The 15400-nt window shown below is 40.5% G+C and carries 14 protein-coding genes and 2 tRNA genes; 8 read left to right on the top strand and 8 right to left on the bottom strand.

The annotated features are described in order from the left end of the window. Window positions 1-2: 2 nt before the first annotated feature. The 3 genes from I6F41_RS13120 (at window position 3) to I6F41_RS13110 (ending at window position 2068) form a co-directional block, all read left to right on the top strand. On the top strand, window positions 3-479 hold the full coding sequence (locus tag I6F41_RS13120; RefSeq protein ID WP_011327723.1) for an FKBP-type peptidyl-prolyl cis-trans isomerase: 477 nt from the start codon (window positions 3-5) through the stop codon (window positions 477-479). Window positions 480-622: 143 nt separating this feature from the next. Continuing rightward, window positions 623-1138: a hypothetical protein gene (locus I6F41_RS13115; protein ID WP_182676823.1), complete on the top strand. Its 516-nt coding sequence runs from the start codon at window positions 623-625 to the stop codon at window positions 1136-1138. A 141-nt stretch (window positions 1139-1279) separates the two neighbouring features. Further along, entirely contained in the window at window positions 1280-2068 is a 789-nt protein-coding gene (locus I6F41_RS13110) for a bestrophin-like domain (RefSeq protein ID WP_011327725.1), read from the top strand. A gap of 113 nt (window positions 2069-2181) precedes the next feature. Here the strand turns inward: I6F41_RS13110 and I6F41_RS13105 are convergent, their stop codons facing one another. Beyond that, entirely contained in the window at window positions 2182-2778 is a 597-nt protein-coding gene (locus tag I6F41_RS13105; protein WP_011327726.1) for a hypothetical protein, read from the bottom strand. A gap of 398 nt (window positions 2779-3176) precedes the next feature. Between I6F41_RS13105 and I6F41_RS13100 the strand changes: the two genes are divergently transcribed. The 4 genes from I6F41_RS13100 (at window position 3177) to I6F41_RS13085 (ending at window position 7826) form a co-directional block, all read left to right on the top strand. Next, entirely contained in the window at window positions 3177-6359 is a 3183-nt protein-coding gene (locus I6F41_RS13100) for a S41 family peptidase (RefSeq protein WP_442960628.1), read from the top strand. A 126-nt stretch (window positions 6360-6485) separates the two neighbouring features. Continuing rightward, the gene (locus I6F41_RS13095; RefSeq protein ID WP_011327728.1) at window positions 6486-6797 is read left to right on the top strand and encodes a monooxygenase; all 312 of its coding nucleotides are present in this window, start codon (window positions 6486-6488) and stop codon (window positions 6795-6797) included. Window positions 6798-7254: 457 nt separating this feature from the next. Then, window positions 7255-7536 carry a type II toxin-antitoxin system Phd/YefM family antitoxin gene (locus tag I6F41_RS13090; RefSeq protein ID WP_011327729.1) on the top strand — a complete coding sequence of 94 codons (282 nt, stop codon included), beginning with the start codon at window positions 7255-7257 and terminating at the stop codon, window positions 7534-7536. After that, a complete protein-coding gene (locus I6F41_RS13085) occupies window positions 7533-7826 on the top strand; it encodes a type II toxin-antitoxin system RelE/ParE family toxin (protein WP_086994712.1) in 294 nt (97 codons plus the stop codon). Before I6F41_RS13090 ends, I6F41_RS13085 begins: the two co-directional genes overlap by 4 nt. Window positions 7827-7909: 83 nt before the next feature. Here I6F41_RS13085 and lnt read toward each other — a convergent pair whose 3' ends face one another. Genes lnt through miaB form a run of 5 tightly spaced genes read right to left on the bottom strand, consistent with a single transcriptional unit; the run spans window position 7910 to window position 13368 of the window. After that, window positions 7910-9460: an apolipoprotein N-acyltransferase gene (gene lnt, locus I6F41_RS13080; protein WP_172459234.1), complete on the bottom strand. Its 1551-nt coding sequence runs from the start codon at window positions 9458-9460 to the stop codon at window positions 7910-7912. Beyond that, window positions 9441-10325 carry a CNNM family magnesium/cobalt transport protein CorC gene (gene corC, locus I6F41_RS13075; RefSeq protein ID WP_011327732.1) on the bottom strand — a complete coding sequence of 295 codons (885 nt, stop codon included), beginning with the start codon at window positions 10323-10325 and terminating at the stop codon, window positions 9441-9443. The genes lnt and corC overlap by 20 nt, the downstream gene beginning before the upstream one ends. Before the next feature lie 22 nt (window positions 10326-10347). Beyond that, window positions 10348-10806 carry an rRNA maturation RNase YbeY gene (gene ybeY, locus I6F41_RS13070; RefSeq protein ID WP_011327733.1) on the bottom strand — a complete coding sequence of 153 codons (459 nt, stop codon included), beginning with the start codon at window positions 10804-10806 and terminating at the stop codon, window positions 10348-10350. Between the two features lie 4 nt (window positions 10807-10810). After that, window positions 10811-11869, bottom strand: coding sequence for a PhoH family protein (locus tag I6F41_RS13065; protein ID WP_011327734.1), 1059 nt, complete (start codon window positions 11867-11869; stop codon window positions 10811-10813). A 50-nt stretch (window positions 11870-11919) separates the two neighbouring features. After that, on the bottom strand, window positions 11920-13368 hold the full coding sequence (gene miaB / locus I6F41_RS13060) for a tRNA (N6-isopentenyl adenosine(37)-C2)-methylthiotransferase MiaB (protein WP_086994706.1): 1449 nt from the start codon (window positions 13366-13368) through the stop codon (window positions 11920-11922). 264 nt (window positions 13369-13632) lie between these two features. Here miaB and I6F41_RS13055 point away from each other — a divergent pair, with 264 nt between their 5' ends. Continuing rightward, window positions 13633-14802 carry an FAD-dependent monooxygenase gene (locus I6F41_RS13055; protein WP_011327736.1) on the top strand — a complete coding sequence of 390 codons (1170 nt, stop codon included), beginning with the start codon at window positions 13633-13635 and terminating at the stop codon, window positions 14800-14802. 290 nt (window positions 14803-15092) lie between these two features. Here the strand turns inward: I6F41_RS13055 and I6F41_RS13050 are convergent. Both I6F41_RS13050 and I6F41_RS13045 read right to left on the bottom strand, forming a co-directional pair. Then, window positions 15093-15167 (bottom strand) — tRNA-Gln (locus I6F41_RS13050). A gap of 39 nt (window positions 15168-15206) precedes the next feature. Further along, window positions 15207-15291, bottom strand: a tRNA-Leu gene (locus tag I6F41_RS13045). Between the last annotated feature and the right edge of the window lie 109 nt (window positions 15292-15400).

The raw sequence follows: 15400 nt of genomic DNA, 5'->3' as shown, positions 1-15400 counted from the left end.
CTATGCTTAATATAATATTAGCGGTAATTATCGCCATATTTTGCTTTTTAATATTTAAAAACAGCAAAAAAGCCAAACAACAAGTGGGTATTAACGCGCAAATAGAAGCTGATTTTTTGGCAGCTAATGCAAAAGTAGATGGCGTACAAGAGACCGCTTCAGGCTTGCAGTACAAAGTATTGCACCAAGGGCAAAGCGATGACAAGCCTAACCCCAAAAGCATGGTTAATGTGCATTACCACGGTACGTTAATAGACGGCACAGTATTTGACAGCTCAGTTGAGCGTAAAGCCCCTATTAGCTTTGGTTTACATCAAGTTATTAAAGGGTGGACTGAAGGTCTGCAACTTATGAGCCCCGGCGATAAATACCTACTTTATGTACCGCATCAACTGGCTTACGGTGAAAAACGTGTGGGCAGCATTCCACCGGCATCACTGCTTATATTTGAAGTTGAGTTATTGGCTATTGAGTCGTAATATTATTTTAAGTAATAATTACTTAAGCCCTGCTTTCATAAAGTGGGGCTTTTTGCTTTTAGCCAGCCTGTAAACGTTACTCAAGAATTTTAATGTTAGGTCGATACCTATAATAGTGACAAAGCTATTTTAGGGATAAAGTAATGAAGATTTCACCGGCGCCCCCTTTACACCATGCATACAGCCTTAATACTCAGCCTTTAACACAACCAGGTAAGCAACTTGCTGAAGGTGAGACAGAGGATGAGCCAAAATATGTTTTATCAAAGTTCTTAGACACTAAAGCACAAAAGTACAGTGAAGATAACGCAATGTTTGGCGATCAATATAAAAACCTAGAAAAAGTGTATAAGCACTTTTTAGGGCGGGTTATTGCATTGCAAGAGCAAATTAACAAACTCAAACAAAGTCCAATTCAAAGCAGTTTAACCATAAATAGCACCGCAAATGAGCCAAATAAAAGTGATGCTAGTTTAGCTATTGATGTTGAGCATTTAGGGTCTAAAAAATATAAAAACTCACAACAACAAGAGCAAATAGATATACTAGAGCGGCAATTAGGGGAGTTAAAATCAGAGCAAGCAGCAATAAAACAACAAATGGTTGAGCTGGTTATGAGTGAAATGAAAAGACGAGGCGATCACGACTATAATGTTTAGCGTTAAGGCAGGTTGGTGAATCAGCCCTTAACTTAATTTTACTTACTTCCAGTTTAAATTTACCGTATCTTTAAAGTATAACTTTGTTGAGTACGCTTTAAAAAGTACACCCAAATAATGGCCAGTGGAATTTACTAAATTATGTTCGAAGATGAATTACTTTATGGATACAGCAGTGTATTAATTGCAGTTACATTGTTTATTGCGATCGTTATTTTTAACGAAATAGGCTTTAGAGCAGGGCGGTTTATTCAAGGCAGAACCGACAGTGAGGTTAAGACGCTAACGGGTTCTATTCAGGGCAGTATATTAGGTTTGTTAGCATTACTACTGGGTTTTACATTTAGCATGTCGATGCAACGGTATGATAACCGCAGCATGGCGTTAATAGATGAAGCAAACACAATCGGCACAGCCATATTACGGGTTGAATTACTGCCACAAGAATACAAAAAACAAGCCAATGAATTATTTAAAGAGTATGTAGACTTACGAGTTGCTATAGGCCAATTAGATTTAACCAAACACGCGCAGCGTAACGACTACAATAATAAAATAGCCAACCTACAGCGTCAGTTATGGTCATTGGCTATCGCAGCCACAAATGTTGACCCAAGGCCTGTAACTACAGGAGCGTTTGTAAAATCGCTTAATGATGTAATAGACAGCCAAGGAAAGCGAAATGCTTTATTGCAAATGCATGTACCTGAGGTGGTATTAATACTGCTCTTTATTGTTTTTATTTCGTCTGGCGGCATTATGGGTTATTCCGCAGGACTCAGTGGTAAGCGAATGATTGTGCCCATAGTATTGGTTTCTTTGTTAATTACTTTAATCGTATTTATTATTATAGATTTAGACCGGCCAAAGCGCGGGCTTATACAAGTAGATCAAACGGTAATGATTGAGGTTTCAGAAAATATTAAATAGTAATAAAGAAGGGGTTTTAATTTAAGCGCGTAAATAACAATTATATTGTTTGCTGCTTTGGCGAACTAAATACTTATTTAGTTCGCCAATAAAAATGTTCGCGTAGTTTAAAATTACAGTAACGCTTTAACCTCAGGATCTGCAAACGCTAATTCAAAGCGCTCTTTATAAAGCATTTGTAAGTCGTTGGTATGCATACTTGGAATGTCTTGCTCGCCAGTAAAGTTTTTATTTATAAGCGTAGCACCAGTGCGATCCTTAATTATTAGATCAAAGTTATACCATGAGTTATCAGTAAAAGCGTGGTGATCATACTTCCATTCGTTAAGTACGATTATAATTGTCGCAGTATCGCTATCTGCTTTAATGTCATTAATATCGACCTGTGGTGTGGTAGCTATTAGCTTAGCGTTAATACCAGAGCGAATAAAACCAGCAGCAAGGCGTTTACCTAAGTGTTGTGGCATAGTTTCGCCAGTAATGATGTTTTGTGTATAAGGTATACCAAAGCCAGAGCGACTTAATCCTTCAAAACCAGAGAGTTTGTCACCATTTACAACATATGGGCGATGATCTACCACTGCAATTTGTATTTCATCAACTTGGGGCTTATTTAACGTAGGAGCTGCTTGTTCTGCAGTCATAATGGCCGTACAGCCGGTAGTTAAAAGTAGGGTAACAGCGATAAAGATTGAAGCTATTTTGTTCACATTATATTCCTTTTATGTGTATTTATGATTAAATAAAACCAAATTACAGATCGTTAGGTAATACCATGAAAGTAATGGATTTTATTGGGCAAGATAGTATTAACAAAAGCTGAATAAATCAAGGCAGTATTAACTTTTATTTTTTTAATGGGCTTAAAGTACTGCTTTTAGCTAGAGTAGGTGTTTAAAATATTAAAATGTGAGTGAAATATATTACCAATTATTAAGCTTTTACAATGACTGTATTTACACCTTGTTACAGTAATTTGTCGCACAAAGCTGCAAACTGTCTTTTTATTGTTATTATGAAATGAAATAACATTGTAAGGACGATAACCTTGAAACTACGCACTTTATTAACAGCAATAGCAGTAGCGGTTGCACCGGCAATATCGCCGATGGTTGCGGCTTATCAAACACAAGATACCCGCTTATTACGCTTTCCCGATATTCATAAAGAATCAGTAACCTTTGTTTATGCGGGCGATATTTATATAGCAAACACTAAAACAGGTAAAAGCACGCGCTTAACTGATCATATTGGTTTTGAAACCTTTCCTAAATTTTCGCCAGATGGCAGCCAAATCGCTTTTTCTGCCCAATATAATGGCAGCCGCCAAGTGTATGTAATGAACCGAGATGGCTCCGACTTAAAACAACTGACTTATTATAACGACGTAGGTGTAATGCCGCCGCGCGGTGGTTTTGATTATCGCGTACTTGATTGGACCCCAGACGGTAAGCATATTGTGTTTAGAGCTAACCGCACCCCTTATGGTCAGCGTGTTGGCCGACCTTATATAGTGCCTGCTGCGGGTGGCCTAGAGCAACCATTAGCCATACCAGAAACTGGCGGTGGCATGTTATCGCCCGATGGCAAACAGTATGTGTATACACCCATTGATCGCGAATTTCGTACTTGGAAACGCACCCGTGGCGGGCGCGCACAAGATGTATGGGTTTACGATTTAGAAAATAACAAATCAAAGCAATTAACAACCAACAGAGCAACCGACCAACAGCCTACTTGGGTTAACAATAACATTTACTACGTGTCGGACAGAGAATACACGCTAAATTTATACAAACATCAAGATGGCAAAAATCCGATAAAAGTAACTAACCACAGCGACTTTGATGTGCTTTGGCCCTCGGCTGGGCCCAACGCCATAGTGTATGAAAATGGTGGTTATTTGTATCGCTTTGATGACGCCACGCAGCAATCTGAAAAGCTGAGCATAAATGTTCAAGGTAACCGTGAACATACAATGGCCTACAGTAAAAATGTTAGTGACTTTATTGATTCAATGGACGTATCGCACGATGGAAAAAGAGTACTATTTACAGCACGCGGCGAACTGTTTTCTGTGCCGGTTAAAAATGGCCCAACCCGAAACTTAAGCCATACGCCAAAAGGGCGTGAAATATCGGCTACATGGTCGCCCAATGGACGCTATATTGCTTACATGAGTGATGAAACAGGCGAGTACGAAATTTACCTAAAAGACAGAGCTAACAATAACCAAGTTAAGCAACTGACCAGTAATGGCAGTATTTGGCGTTTTGAGCCAGTTTGGTCACCAGATAATAAAAAGTTATTGTTTAGCGATCAGAATCACACCCTGTGGTGGCTCGATATTAAAACCGGTAAGCAGCGTAAAATTGATACCGCAAAATATAATGAAGATGGTTTAACTAGCTATATTTGGTCGCCTAATAGCGAGGATATAGTGTTTGTTAAAAATAACGAAAATCGCTACGCCTCATTATGGCATTACAATTTAAAAGACAAACGCGTTACTCGCTTAACTGATGACATGAGCAGTGAGACAAACCCAGCGTTTTCTCCCGACGGGCAGCAATTGTATTTCACATCAGAGCGCGACTTTAATTTAACTTTTAGTAGCTACGAGTTTGACTACATGTTTAACAATGCAACCCGACTGTATTCGGTTGCAGTAAATAGTAAAATCAAGCCACTTAATACACCGCTGAGTGACGAAATAAGCATTGTTGACTCAAAAGCAGATAAAGACGATAAAAAATCAGCTAAAGCACCCAGTAACTATATAGAAAGTAACGGCTTTATGAGCCGCGTTGTGGCGCTAAATGTACCTGCAGGAAACTACGGCGCACTAAGCGGCGTAAAAGACGGCGTATTAACACTATCGGCAGGAGAGCTTAAGTTAGTGCCTAATGCCGTTGATGGTGAAGTTGCCACAATAGCAGCAGGAGTGAGTAATTATAAAGTGTCGGCTAATGCTGAGCATATTATTGCTCGTGCAGGAAAAAACATTAGCGTAATAAAGCCAGAAGCTAAACAAGACTTAAAAGCTACGCAACTTAACTTGCAAGACATGGTATTAAAAATTGACCCGCAAACCGAATGGGCACAAATGTATCGTGAAGGCTGGCGCACTCTGCGCGACTGGTTTTATGACGAAAACCATCATGGCCAAGATTGGAATGCTATTTTAGCGCGTTACCAACCTATGGCAGACGCTATTGCACATCGAGCCGACCTAGATTATGTATTAAGTGAAATAGCAGGCGAAATAAACTCAGGGCATATTTATGTTAACTCGGGCGATATGCCAACATCTCCTCGTTTACAGCATGGCTTATTGGGCGCAGAAATTAGCGCGCATAAATCAGGCTTTGTAAAAATAGAGACTATTTTTAAAGGCGAAAACTGGCACGAAAACTTTCGCTCACCGCTAAACGAAACCGGCATTAACGCCAATGTAGGCGATTACATAATTGCAGTAAATGGCCGCTCAGTAAAAAGCGTAGTCAACTTTTACGAACTACTAGAAAACACCCAAGGTAAATCGGTTGAATTACTACTCAGTAAATCACCAAGCCTAAAAAACAGCTGGAAAGTAATGGTAACGCCTATTGCCAGCGAAACTGGATTGCGTTACTTACAGTGGGCACAATCGCGCGCTGAGTATGTTAATAAGCTTTCAGATGGGCGTATTGGCTACGTGCATTTACCTAACACCCATTACGAAGGTAACCGTTCGTTATTTAAAAACTTTTTACCGCAAACTAATAAAGAAGCGATGATCATAGACGATCGTTACAATGGCGGCGGTTTTATACCTGAACATATGATCACTTGGTTAGCGCGTAAACCGCTTAACTACTGGAAACGCCGTGGTGTAGAGCCAACTAAAACCCCGCAGTTTGCACACGATGGCCCTAAAGCTATGCTGATCAATGGCTACTCTAGTTCAGGCGGCGACGCACTACCGTATTACTTTCGCCAAGCAGGTTTAGGCAAATTAATTGGTACGCGTACCTGGGGCGGTTTAATTGGTATTTCGGGTAACCCTGGGCTTGTAGATGGTGGCTCAGTTATTGCCGCTACTTTTAGAATTTTAGATAACGAAGGTAACTGGATCATTGAAAATGAAGGCGTAAGCCCAGACATAGAAGTGATTGATCGCCCAGAGCTTATTCAAGCCGGACAAGATCCGTCGATTGAACGCGCTGTAAAAGAGTTATTAAAAGAGCTTAAAGCAAATCCGAAAAAACCATTGGTAGTGCCAGCACCACCGAGTGAATTTGGTCGCTAATTGCAATAAATTAAGCTGCTAAGTCACGCAGCCTGTTAGCTACTTTGCGTGTGCTTGGTAGCTAACTAATTTATTAGAGTATTATTAAAAGCGTGATACCGCGCTTTAGTTAAAAGAGAGCTTATAGTGAAAAAATTATTACAGGTAGACTTTGATTTTGCAGGCCCGTTTGGGGAGCAAATGTCAGCAGCATTAAAAGATTTAGCCGAATCAATTAACCATGAACCCGGTATTATTTGGAAAATTTGGACCGAAAACCAACAAGGTCAACTTGCTGGTGGTATTTACCTATTTGAAGATGAAGCATCAGCTAATGCGTATTTAACTATGCACACAGCACGCTTAAAGGCTATGGGGGTTGCCCAAGTTCGTGGCCAATTATTCGATGTAAACCTGCCATTATCAGCGATTAATAACGCACCGCTTACCGTTAAATAGATTAGTTAAATAGTTAGTTAAATAGTTAAGCAGCCAAATAATAAGACGGGTTAAAAAATCATTTAAATTAAAGGCTGCCTAGTGCAGCCTTTTTTCAAAGCCCACAAATTAAATAACGTATTTTATATAGAGGAGTTACGCAAGAGCGGAGCGAAACCGAACAAGGGAATTAATAATACTCTATTCATCTCAGAGTGTTTAGATATGCTTTGCTACACAGAACATCCATGCTTTAGTTTTTAACAACATTCACAAAACATAAGTCGCTAAAGAAGGTGTCATATAAGCTTATTTAGCATCATTTTGATGCTTAATAAGCTTGTTTACCTTAGAGTTAGTATAATTGGATTTATATACTTCGCTCGATATTGTTATTGAGCTTAAGTATAAAGTATTGTATTTAACATTTATTTTAACTATAGTTTGTACCATATAAAGTACAACTAAAGGTACGATCATGAGTAGGCTTCATTTAGATCAAGATATTCAGCCGCTTTCAGATTTTAGAGCTGGAGCTGCATCATTTATACGCCAAGTTAATGAAACCAGAAGGCCAATTGTAATAACTCAAAGGGGTAAAGGCGTTGCTGTGGTTTTAGATGTTGCTGAATATGAATCTATGCAGGAAAAAATAGAGTTATTAGAGGAAATACAAAAAGCTGAAGATCAACTCTCTATGGGGCTGGGTATTTCAAACTCAGATGCTCGTGCGCAAGTTTTAAAGAGTATTAAAGATTGAAAGTAGTTTGGTCGCCTTTAGCATTAGAAAAATTAGTCACTATGGCTAAATTTATTGCTTTTGATAAACCATCGGCGGCTGACAAATGGGTTAATGATATTTTTGATCGAACAGATTTACTTGGTACTCAACCTGAACTAGGTCGGGAAGTGCCAGAATTATTAGGCTCAAGATATCGTGAATTAATATTTGGTAGCTATCGAATTATTTATAAAGTTGAACATGAAATTAAAATACTCACATTACGCAATAGGCGTCAATTGCTTAGCTTGAGCGATGTAGAGCAATAATTAACCAGAAAAGTTAATTGTTAAGCCCAAAGACTGCGCTGGGCTTAATCTATTGCTAATTCTCTAAGTTTAGAATTTTTCATTTATCTCTTAAACCTAATCCCAAACCCGCCAACACCCAGCAACAACACAAATCCCCATACAAACATGTTGCCGTATTGGCTGTACACGCTGTCGCCTTGTATTAACTTAACGTCGGCTTTCATGGTGGTTGCTTCAAACTGTGGCATGCTTTGTTGCGTGTGGCTTATTGGGTCGTATACGCCGCTTACGCCGTTGTTAGTAACACGTATTAGTGGCCGCTGTAGCTCTAGAGCGCGCATGCGAGCGATTTGCATATGCTGGTGGGGGCCAATGGAGTCGCCAAACCAAGCATCGTTACTTACGGTAAAGAGTAAATCTGAGCTGTGCTGATAATTACCACGCACTAGGTCGGCAAATACTATTTCGTAGCATATAGCGGGTAGTATATTAAAGCCGTTAGCACGTAGGTTGTTTTGTACTTTGTCGCCACGGGTAAACGACGACATAGGTAAATCAAACAACGGTGCAATAGGGCGCAGTAAATCTTCAAATGGTACAAATTCGCCAATAGGGAGTAATTGGTGTTTTTGATAGCGGTTTTTATCTAGGTAGCGGTAGTGGCCGTGTTCATCATCTTTATTTTTATTACCCACTACTATAAGGGTATTAAAAATAGTTTTAGTGTCGAGTTGGTAGTCAACAACACCGGTAATTAGCGCGGTTTTATTAAATGAAGCGGCGCTGTCTAAGCCTGCTAGGTATGAGTCGGCAAGCGCTTCTATTTCGGGTACTGCGGCTTCGGGCCATACTATTAAGTCGGCGTCCCAGTGTGTGCGGGTTAGGTCTTGGTATTTACTCATGGTGGTCCAAAACTGGCTGGGATCAAAGCGCAGATTTTGTTTTATATTACCTTGTACAAGTAATGTCGACATGCTTTTTCCAGAGTACTGTGCTGTACCTGTGGTGTATGCACCGGCAAAAAGTAGTGCTAAAGCACTGCTGGTTATGGCCAATGTTTTAAAATCTTTTTGGCTTAGGCGATACAATGCAAAACCAATGGCAATACATACTAAGGTTAAACCAAATTCGCCAATATAAGGGGCAAGCAGTCTAAGTGGGCTGTCGGTTTGCGTATAACCAAAACTTAACCATGGAAAGCCTGTTAGTAAGTGTGCGCGTAAGTATTCGCTTATGGCAAAACTTACAATTAATAATGCGCCATAACTTTTAGGGCCGCTGGCAAAGCGAGTTGTTGCCCAAAAGGCAAGTGCAGGAAATAACGCTAAGTATGAACACAATAAGGCCATAAGCGCTAAAGAAGCGATTAATGGCATGCCGCCAAAAGTGGCTATAGATACATGTACCCAGCTAATACCAGCACCAAACCAACCTAAACCAAATATAAAGCCATATTTAGCGGCTGTTTTTGCGTGTGTTTTACCGGTGTTTTTTGGATTAATACAAAAAATGATGGCAGCAAGGCTAAAAAATGCAATGGGCCAAATTTCAAAGGGGGCATAGGCAAAAGTTAAAATAAGGCCCGCAATTAATGCGAGCCATGCTTTTTTATCTTTTGCTAATAAGGTGAACTTAGTTAGCAGAATCTTCACTGTAGTTATCATCAACCTTAGGAACGGTGACTTGCAGTTGCAAGATGCGGCGATTGTCAGAGTTGGTTACTTTAAATTGGTAACCTTCTATATCAATGGTTTCGCCACGGCTTGGCATGTGGCCAAAGGCATGTAATACAGTGCCACCAATAGTATCGGCGTCATCTGTGCTGTAACCTGTTTTAAAATGCTCGTTAAAGTCATCAACAGGGGTTAGCGCTTGTACTACGTAAACATGCTTAGCAAGTTGGCGAATATCTTGTTGCTCTTCTTCTTCGTCGTGTTCGTCTTCTATTTCGCCCACGATTATTTCAAGAATATCTTCAATAGTGACTAAGCCCGATACACCGCCGTATTCATCAATAACAATAGCCATATGGTAGCGTTGCTGACGAAATTCGTTAAGCAGGGTATCGACACGTTTACTTTCGGGTACTACCATTGCTGGGCGTAAATAATCGCGCAGTGAGGGCAGTAAGTCGTCTTTGTTTAAGATTAGGGGTAATAAATCTTTAGCGAGTAAAATCCCTTCTACATGGTCTTTATCTTCACACACCACCGGAAAGCGTGAGTGCGTAGAGTGAACCATCATAGGTATGAGCTCTTCAAGCGGGCTGTCGATCTCAAGGGTGATCATTTGTGAGCGCGGCACCATAATGTCTCGCACTTTAAGCTTAGACACGCCAAGCACACCTTCAATCATCTCTTTGGTTTCTGGATCGATTACATCCCGCTCTTGCGCATCGGCAATTACTTCAACCAGCTCTTCTCTGTTCTGGGGTTCCCCTTGAAACTTTTGGGCTATTCGGCCCAGCCAGCTTTTTCCAGAAGAACCCTGGCTAGAATGCGAGTTACCGTCGCTCATTATATCTGATTACTCCGTTTATTTAAATTTCGTCCCGATATGGGTCTGCTATGTTTAGCTCAGCAAGTAATTGCTTTTCTATACTTTCCATCTCAAAAGCATCTTCACTCTTTATATGGTCAAATCCAAGCAAATGCAAGCATCCATGAATAACCATATGAGCAAAGTGGTCATGAAATGACTTTTCTTGCTCAATTGCTTCAGCCAATACAATAGCTGGGCAAATAACTAAATCACCTACTAAAGGAATATCTATTCCCGGTGGTGCTTCAAACTCAAACGACAGTACATTAGTAGGCTTGTTTTTACCACGGTAGTCGTTGTTGAGTTGTTGCGACTGCGCTTCGTCACTAATTACAATAGTGAGTTCAGATTCGTCGCGGTATTGGCTAAGGGCTTTGTCGGCCCAAAGCGCAAATTGTGCCTCGCTTGGTAAGTTGTCAAACTCACAGGCTATTTGTAAATCAAGTTCAGTGTTCACGGTATTACTCTTTAGTAGCAGGCGGTTGTTGAGCGGCAAGTTGCTCTCGGGCTTTTTGCTTTTCTAGGCGCATAAGTCGCTCGCTTTCATCGTTGCGCTCGTAGGCTTCAACAATACGCGCAACCACAGGGTGTCGAACTATGTCTTGGGCTTTAAAGTGGTTAAAGCTTATTTCGTCTACGCCATCGAGTACTTCCATTGCATGGCGTAAGCCTGAGCGCACACCACGTGGTAAATCTACTTGCGTTATGTCGCCAGTAATAACCGCTTTTGAGTTAAACCCAATACGGGTTAAAAACATTTTCATTTGCTCTGCGGTGGTATTTTGGCTTTCATCTAAAATAATAAAGGCATCATTAAGCGTACGCCCACGCATATAAGCAAGTGGGGCAATTTCAATAACGTTTTTTTCGATTAGTTTTTCTACTTTTTCAAAGCCAAGCATTTCAAATAGCGCATCGTAAAGCGGGCGCAAGTATGGGTCGACCTTTTGGCTTAAATCGCCCGGTAAAAAACCGAGCTTTTCACCTGCTTCTACCGCTGGGCGGGTAAGCAATATACGGCGAATTTCTTGGCGCTCTAGGGCATCAACTGCAGTTGCCACAGCTAAGTATGTTTTGCCTGTACCAGCAGGGCCAATGCCAAAGGTAATATCGTGATGCAAAATATTAGAAACGTATATACCTTGGTTTTCGTTACGCGGCTTTATAACACCACGGCGCGTTTTAATCACCATTTCTTTGGTGTAAGTGCTGGTTGTGGCGTCTTGTTCAAGGGCGTTTGATTCGGTAATGGCTAAGTGCACGTTGTCGGGTTCTATTTCGCCAATTTCGCCGCGCACAGGTTGAGTATCAATATAAAGGTTTTTTAAAATTTCTACAGCGCTGGCGCTACTGTAAGTTTTGCCTGTGACTTTAAAAAAGTTATCGCGGTGGATAATTTCAACACCGAGTCGGCGTTCAATTTGTTTGATGTTTTCGTCAAACGGGCCACATAAAGAAGAAAGGCGTTTGTTATCGGCAGGTTCTAAATAAATCTCTAATGTTTTTAACTGATTACTCAAAATTACTTCCTATAGCATGGCGCCAGTGTTAACTGGCGCTAAAATTTCCACTAAGGGACGAAAGTAGCAACGCCAATTTCGTTTATAGTGTCAGGTTTAGGCTCAAGGCTTGCAGCTTTAGTTAAAATAGCTGAAGGAGCGATTTCACGGCGTAAGTTCATTTCTGATTCTGTACGAATTAAGTCACCACGTAAAGAATTAGGTAGTGCCTCGGTAATACGTACGTCAACAAACTGACCGATCACTGTATGTGGGCCAACAAAGTTAACTACACGGTTGTTTTCGGTACGGCCACGTAATTCCATTGGGTTCTTTTTAGAAGGACCTTCAACGAGTATACGCTGCTCTGTATCGAACATTTGACGGCTAATTTGTTGCGCCATTTGTGTAATACGATTTTGCAGTAAGTATAAACGCTCTTTTTTCTCTTGCTCGGTTACGTCATCTGGCAAGTCGGCCGCTGGTGTACCTGGGCGTGCACTGTAAATAAAGCTAAAGCTCATATCAAAACCAACGTCGCTAATTAGCTTCATGGTTGCTTCAAAGTCATCTTGGGTTTCACCCGGAAAACCAATAATAAAATCTGACGACATGCTTAAGTTAGGACGAATTTTGCGTAACTTACGAATTGTCGACTTATATTCAATTGCCGTATGGCCGCGTTTCATTAGGTTTAAAATACGGTCTGAACCACTTTGTACTGGTAGATGTAAATGATCTACAAGCTCTGGTACATCGGCGTATACGTCAACTATATCTTGGGTAAACTCTACTGGATGCGATGTGGTGTAACGAATACGGTCAATACCATCAATGGCAGCAATAAGACGAATTAAATCCGAAAAATAACAAATTTCGCCATCGTGTGTGTCGCCGCGGTACGCGTTTACGTTTTGGCCAAGTAGGTTTACTTCACGTACGTTTTGCTCAGCAAGCTGGGCAATTTCTAATAGTACGTCATCTACTGGGCGGCTAACTTCTTCGCCGCGAGTGTATGGTACAACACAAAAAGTACAGTACTTAGAGCAGCCTTCCATAATAGATACAAACGCAGATGGGCCATCGGCTTTTGGCTCTGGTAAACGGTCAAATTTTTCAATCTCTGGGAATGAAATATCAACAACCGATGAGCCTTTATCGCCTTGCACTTGTTTAATCATTTCTGGTAAACGGTGCAGCGTTTGTGGGCCAAAAATAACGTCTACAAATGGCGCACGCTGGCGAATAGAGTCACCTTCTTGTGAGGCAACACAACCACCTACGCCAATAATTAAGTCTGGCTTGTCGTCTTTTAACAACTTCCAACGACCTAACTGATGGAACACTTTTTCTTGTGCTTTTTCACGAATTGAACAGGTGTTAAGTAAAATTACGTCGGCATCTGTTGCATCATCAGTTAGCTGGTAGCCATTGGTGGCATCTAAAAGTTCAGCCATTTTCTGAGAGTCGTATTCGTTCATCTGACAACCCCAGGTTTTAATATGCAGCTTTTTGCTCATTGAAATATTGCCTCGTGTTCAATTCGATAGTGGCACAAAAATGTGCTAGAAACAGGATTAAGTGAAATGCATTACTGCGCTATACCCACTTAAAGGACGCGTATTTTAGCTGGATACACACGTAAATCCAAGTATAGTTTTCATGTTTGTGATTTCAAATCAATGCAGCTTTAGTTTTATCCACAGTTGAGCGTATCCTTTGGCACATAACAAGCTAATTACGATACAATTAAAATAGTTTTAAGAAATTAAAAAGATGAGAACATGACAAAAAATAAAGTAATTGTTGTGGGTGCTGGCATGGTGGGTGCTGCTATGGCAATTAAACTTGCCCAGCAAGGCAAAGCAGTGCGCATAATAGAAAAAAAACTAATAAATCCGCAGCAAGTTTTAAGCAGTGATCAGGTTGATATTCGCGTATCGGCAATAAATCGTTTTTCAGAAAAGCTGCTAGACGAATTGGGCGCAATGCCACTTTTAAAACAAAGTAGGTTAGCGCCGTATCAACAATTAGAAGCGTTTGAGCGCGGTGGTGATAATTTATTATTTGATTGCGCCGATATAAACACCACGCATTTAGGCCACTTAATTGAAAATAACCTAATTCAAGCCAGTTTATGGCAGCAATTTGAGCAATACAACATTGAAGTTATTGAGCAAGCAGCGCCTATTACGAGTATTGAGCAAACCTCAGATGCAATTACGCTAGTGTATGGTGAGCAAACGTATACCGCTGATTTAGTTATTGCAGCCGACGGCGGGCAATCGCAATTACGCGCTAAAGCCAACATAGGTATAACCGGTTGGCAGTATCAGCAGCACTGCATGGGCGTACTTATAAAACTTGATGCGCCGCAACAAGTAAAAACGTGGCAGCAATTTACTCCCACCGGCCCTTTGGCCTTTTTACCTATGCAGGCTCCTTACGCTAATTTAATTTGGTATGACGATGCCAATACACTGCAAAGCTTTAAAGGTTTAAACCCGCTGCAACTTAAAACACATATTGTTAAAAAGTTTCCTGAGCTTGCCGGTGATTTTACCGTGTTAAAGCACGCGGTGTTTCCACTGGCTCGCCAGCACGCAAATAAATATTCGCAAGGGCGACTAGTGCTTGTAGGTGACGCTGCACATACTATTAACCCATTAGCCGGGCAGGGCGTAAATTTAGGCTTTCAAGACGTTGTAGCGCTTGCACAGGTGCTATTAAGTGCTGATGACATAGGTTGCCCATTAAAATTAAATGAGTATGAAAAATCGCGCCGCAAAGCAAATTTATTAATGATGAGTATGATGGATGCCTGCTACTTTGGCTTTTCTAATCAAATTGCACCATTAAAATGGGCGCGTAGCCAATTTTTAAAAATAGCTAACAATACCGGACCGGTAAAAAACTGGGTTTTAAAATACGCTATTAGCGGCGAGTTAAATTAATACTAATTGCTATAACATTTGCGAACTATTGAAAAGGCTCATTTATGGGTCTTTTTTTATGCTTATTTATTGATTAAAAGTGCGGTAGCAGAGGGGCTGCTAATAAAATATAGCCACTAAAATACAGTTATTAAAATAAGATTTTATAGATAGATTAAAAATACAGAAGTTTAAAATAAATAGATTTAAAATGAGTAGTTATGAGTAGTTATGAGTACTTATGAGTACTTATGAGTACTTATGAGTAATACAAAAAGGAAGAGTAATTTAAGTAGGAAGTATAAACAAATTGGCTGGGATACCAGGATTTGAACCTGGGAATGCCAGGATCAAAACCTGGTGCCTTACCGCTTGGCGATATCCCAACTATAAATTTGTACAAGTTTTCGTTCTAGTTAAGAACATGGTGCGGAAGGAGAGACTTGAACTCTCACATCCTAAGATACTGGAACCTAAATCCAGCGCGTCTACCAATTCCGCCACTCCCGCATCACTAATTTGCTAATTTAAACTCTAAGCTAGAGCTATTCTTTAAACAACTTTCCTTGGTAGAAGAAGTTGGCTGGGATACCAGGATTTGAACCTGGGAATGCCAGGA

Source organism: Pseudoalteromonas sp. SCQQ13, assembly GCF_015864415.1.
GTDB lineage: Bacteria > Pseudomonadota > Gammaproteobacteria > Enterobacterales > Alteromonadaceae > Pseudoalteromonas > Pseudoalteromonas nigrifaciens.
Note: the sequence above shows the minus strand (reverse complement) of the source record. Positions and strands in the feature narration are given on the sequence as shown.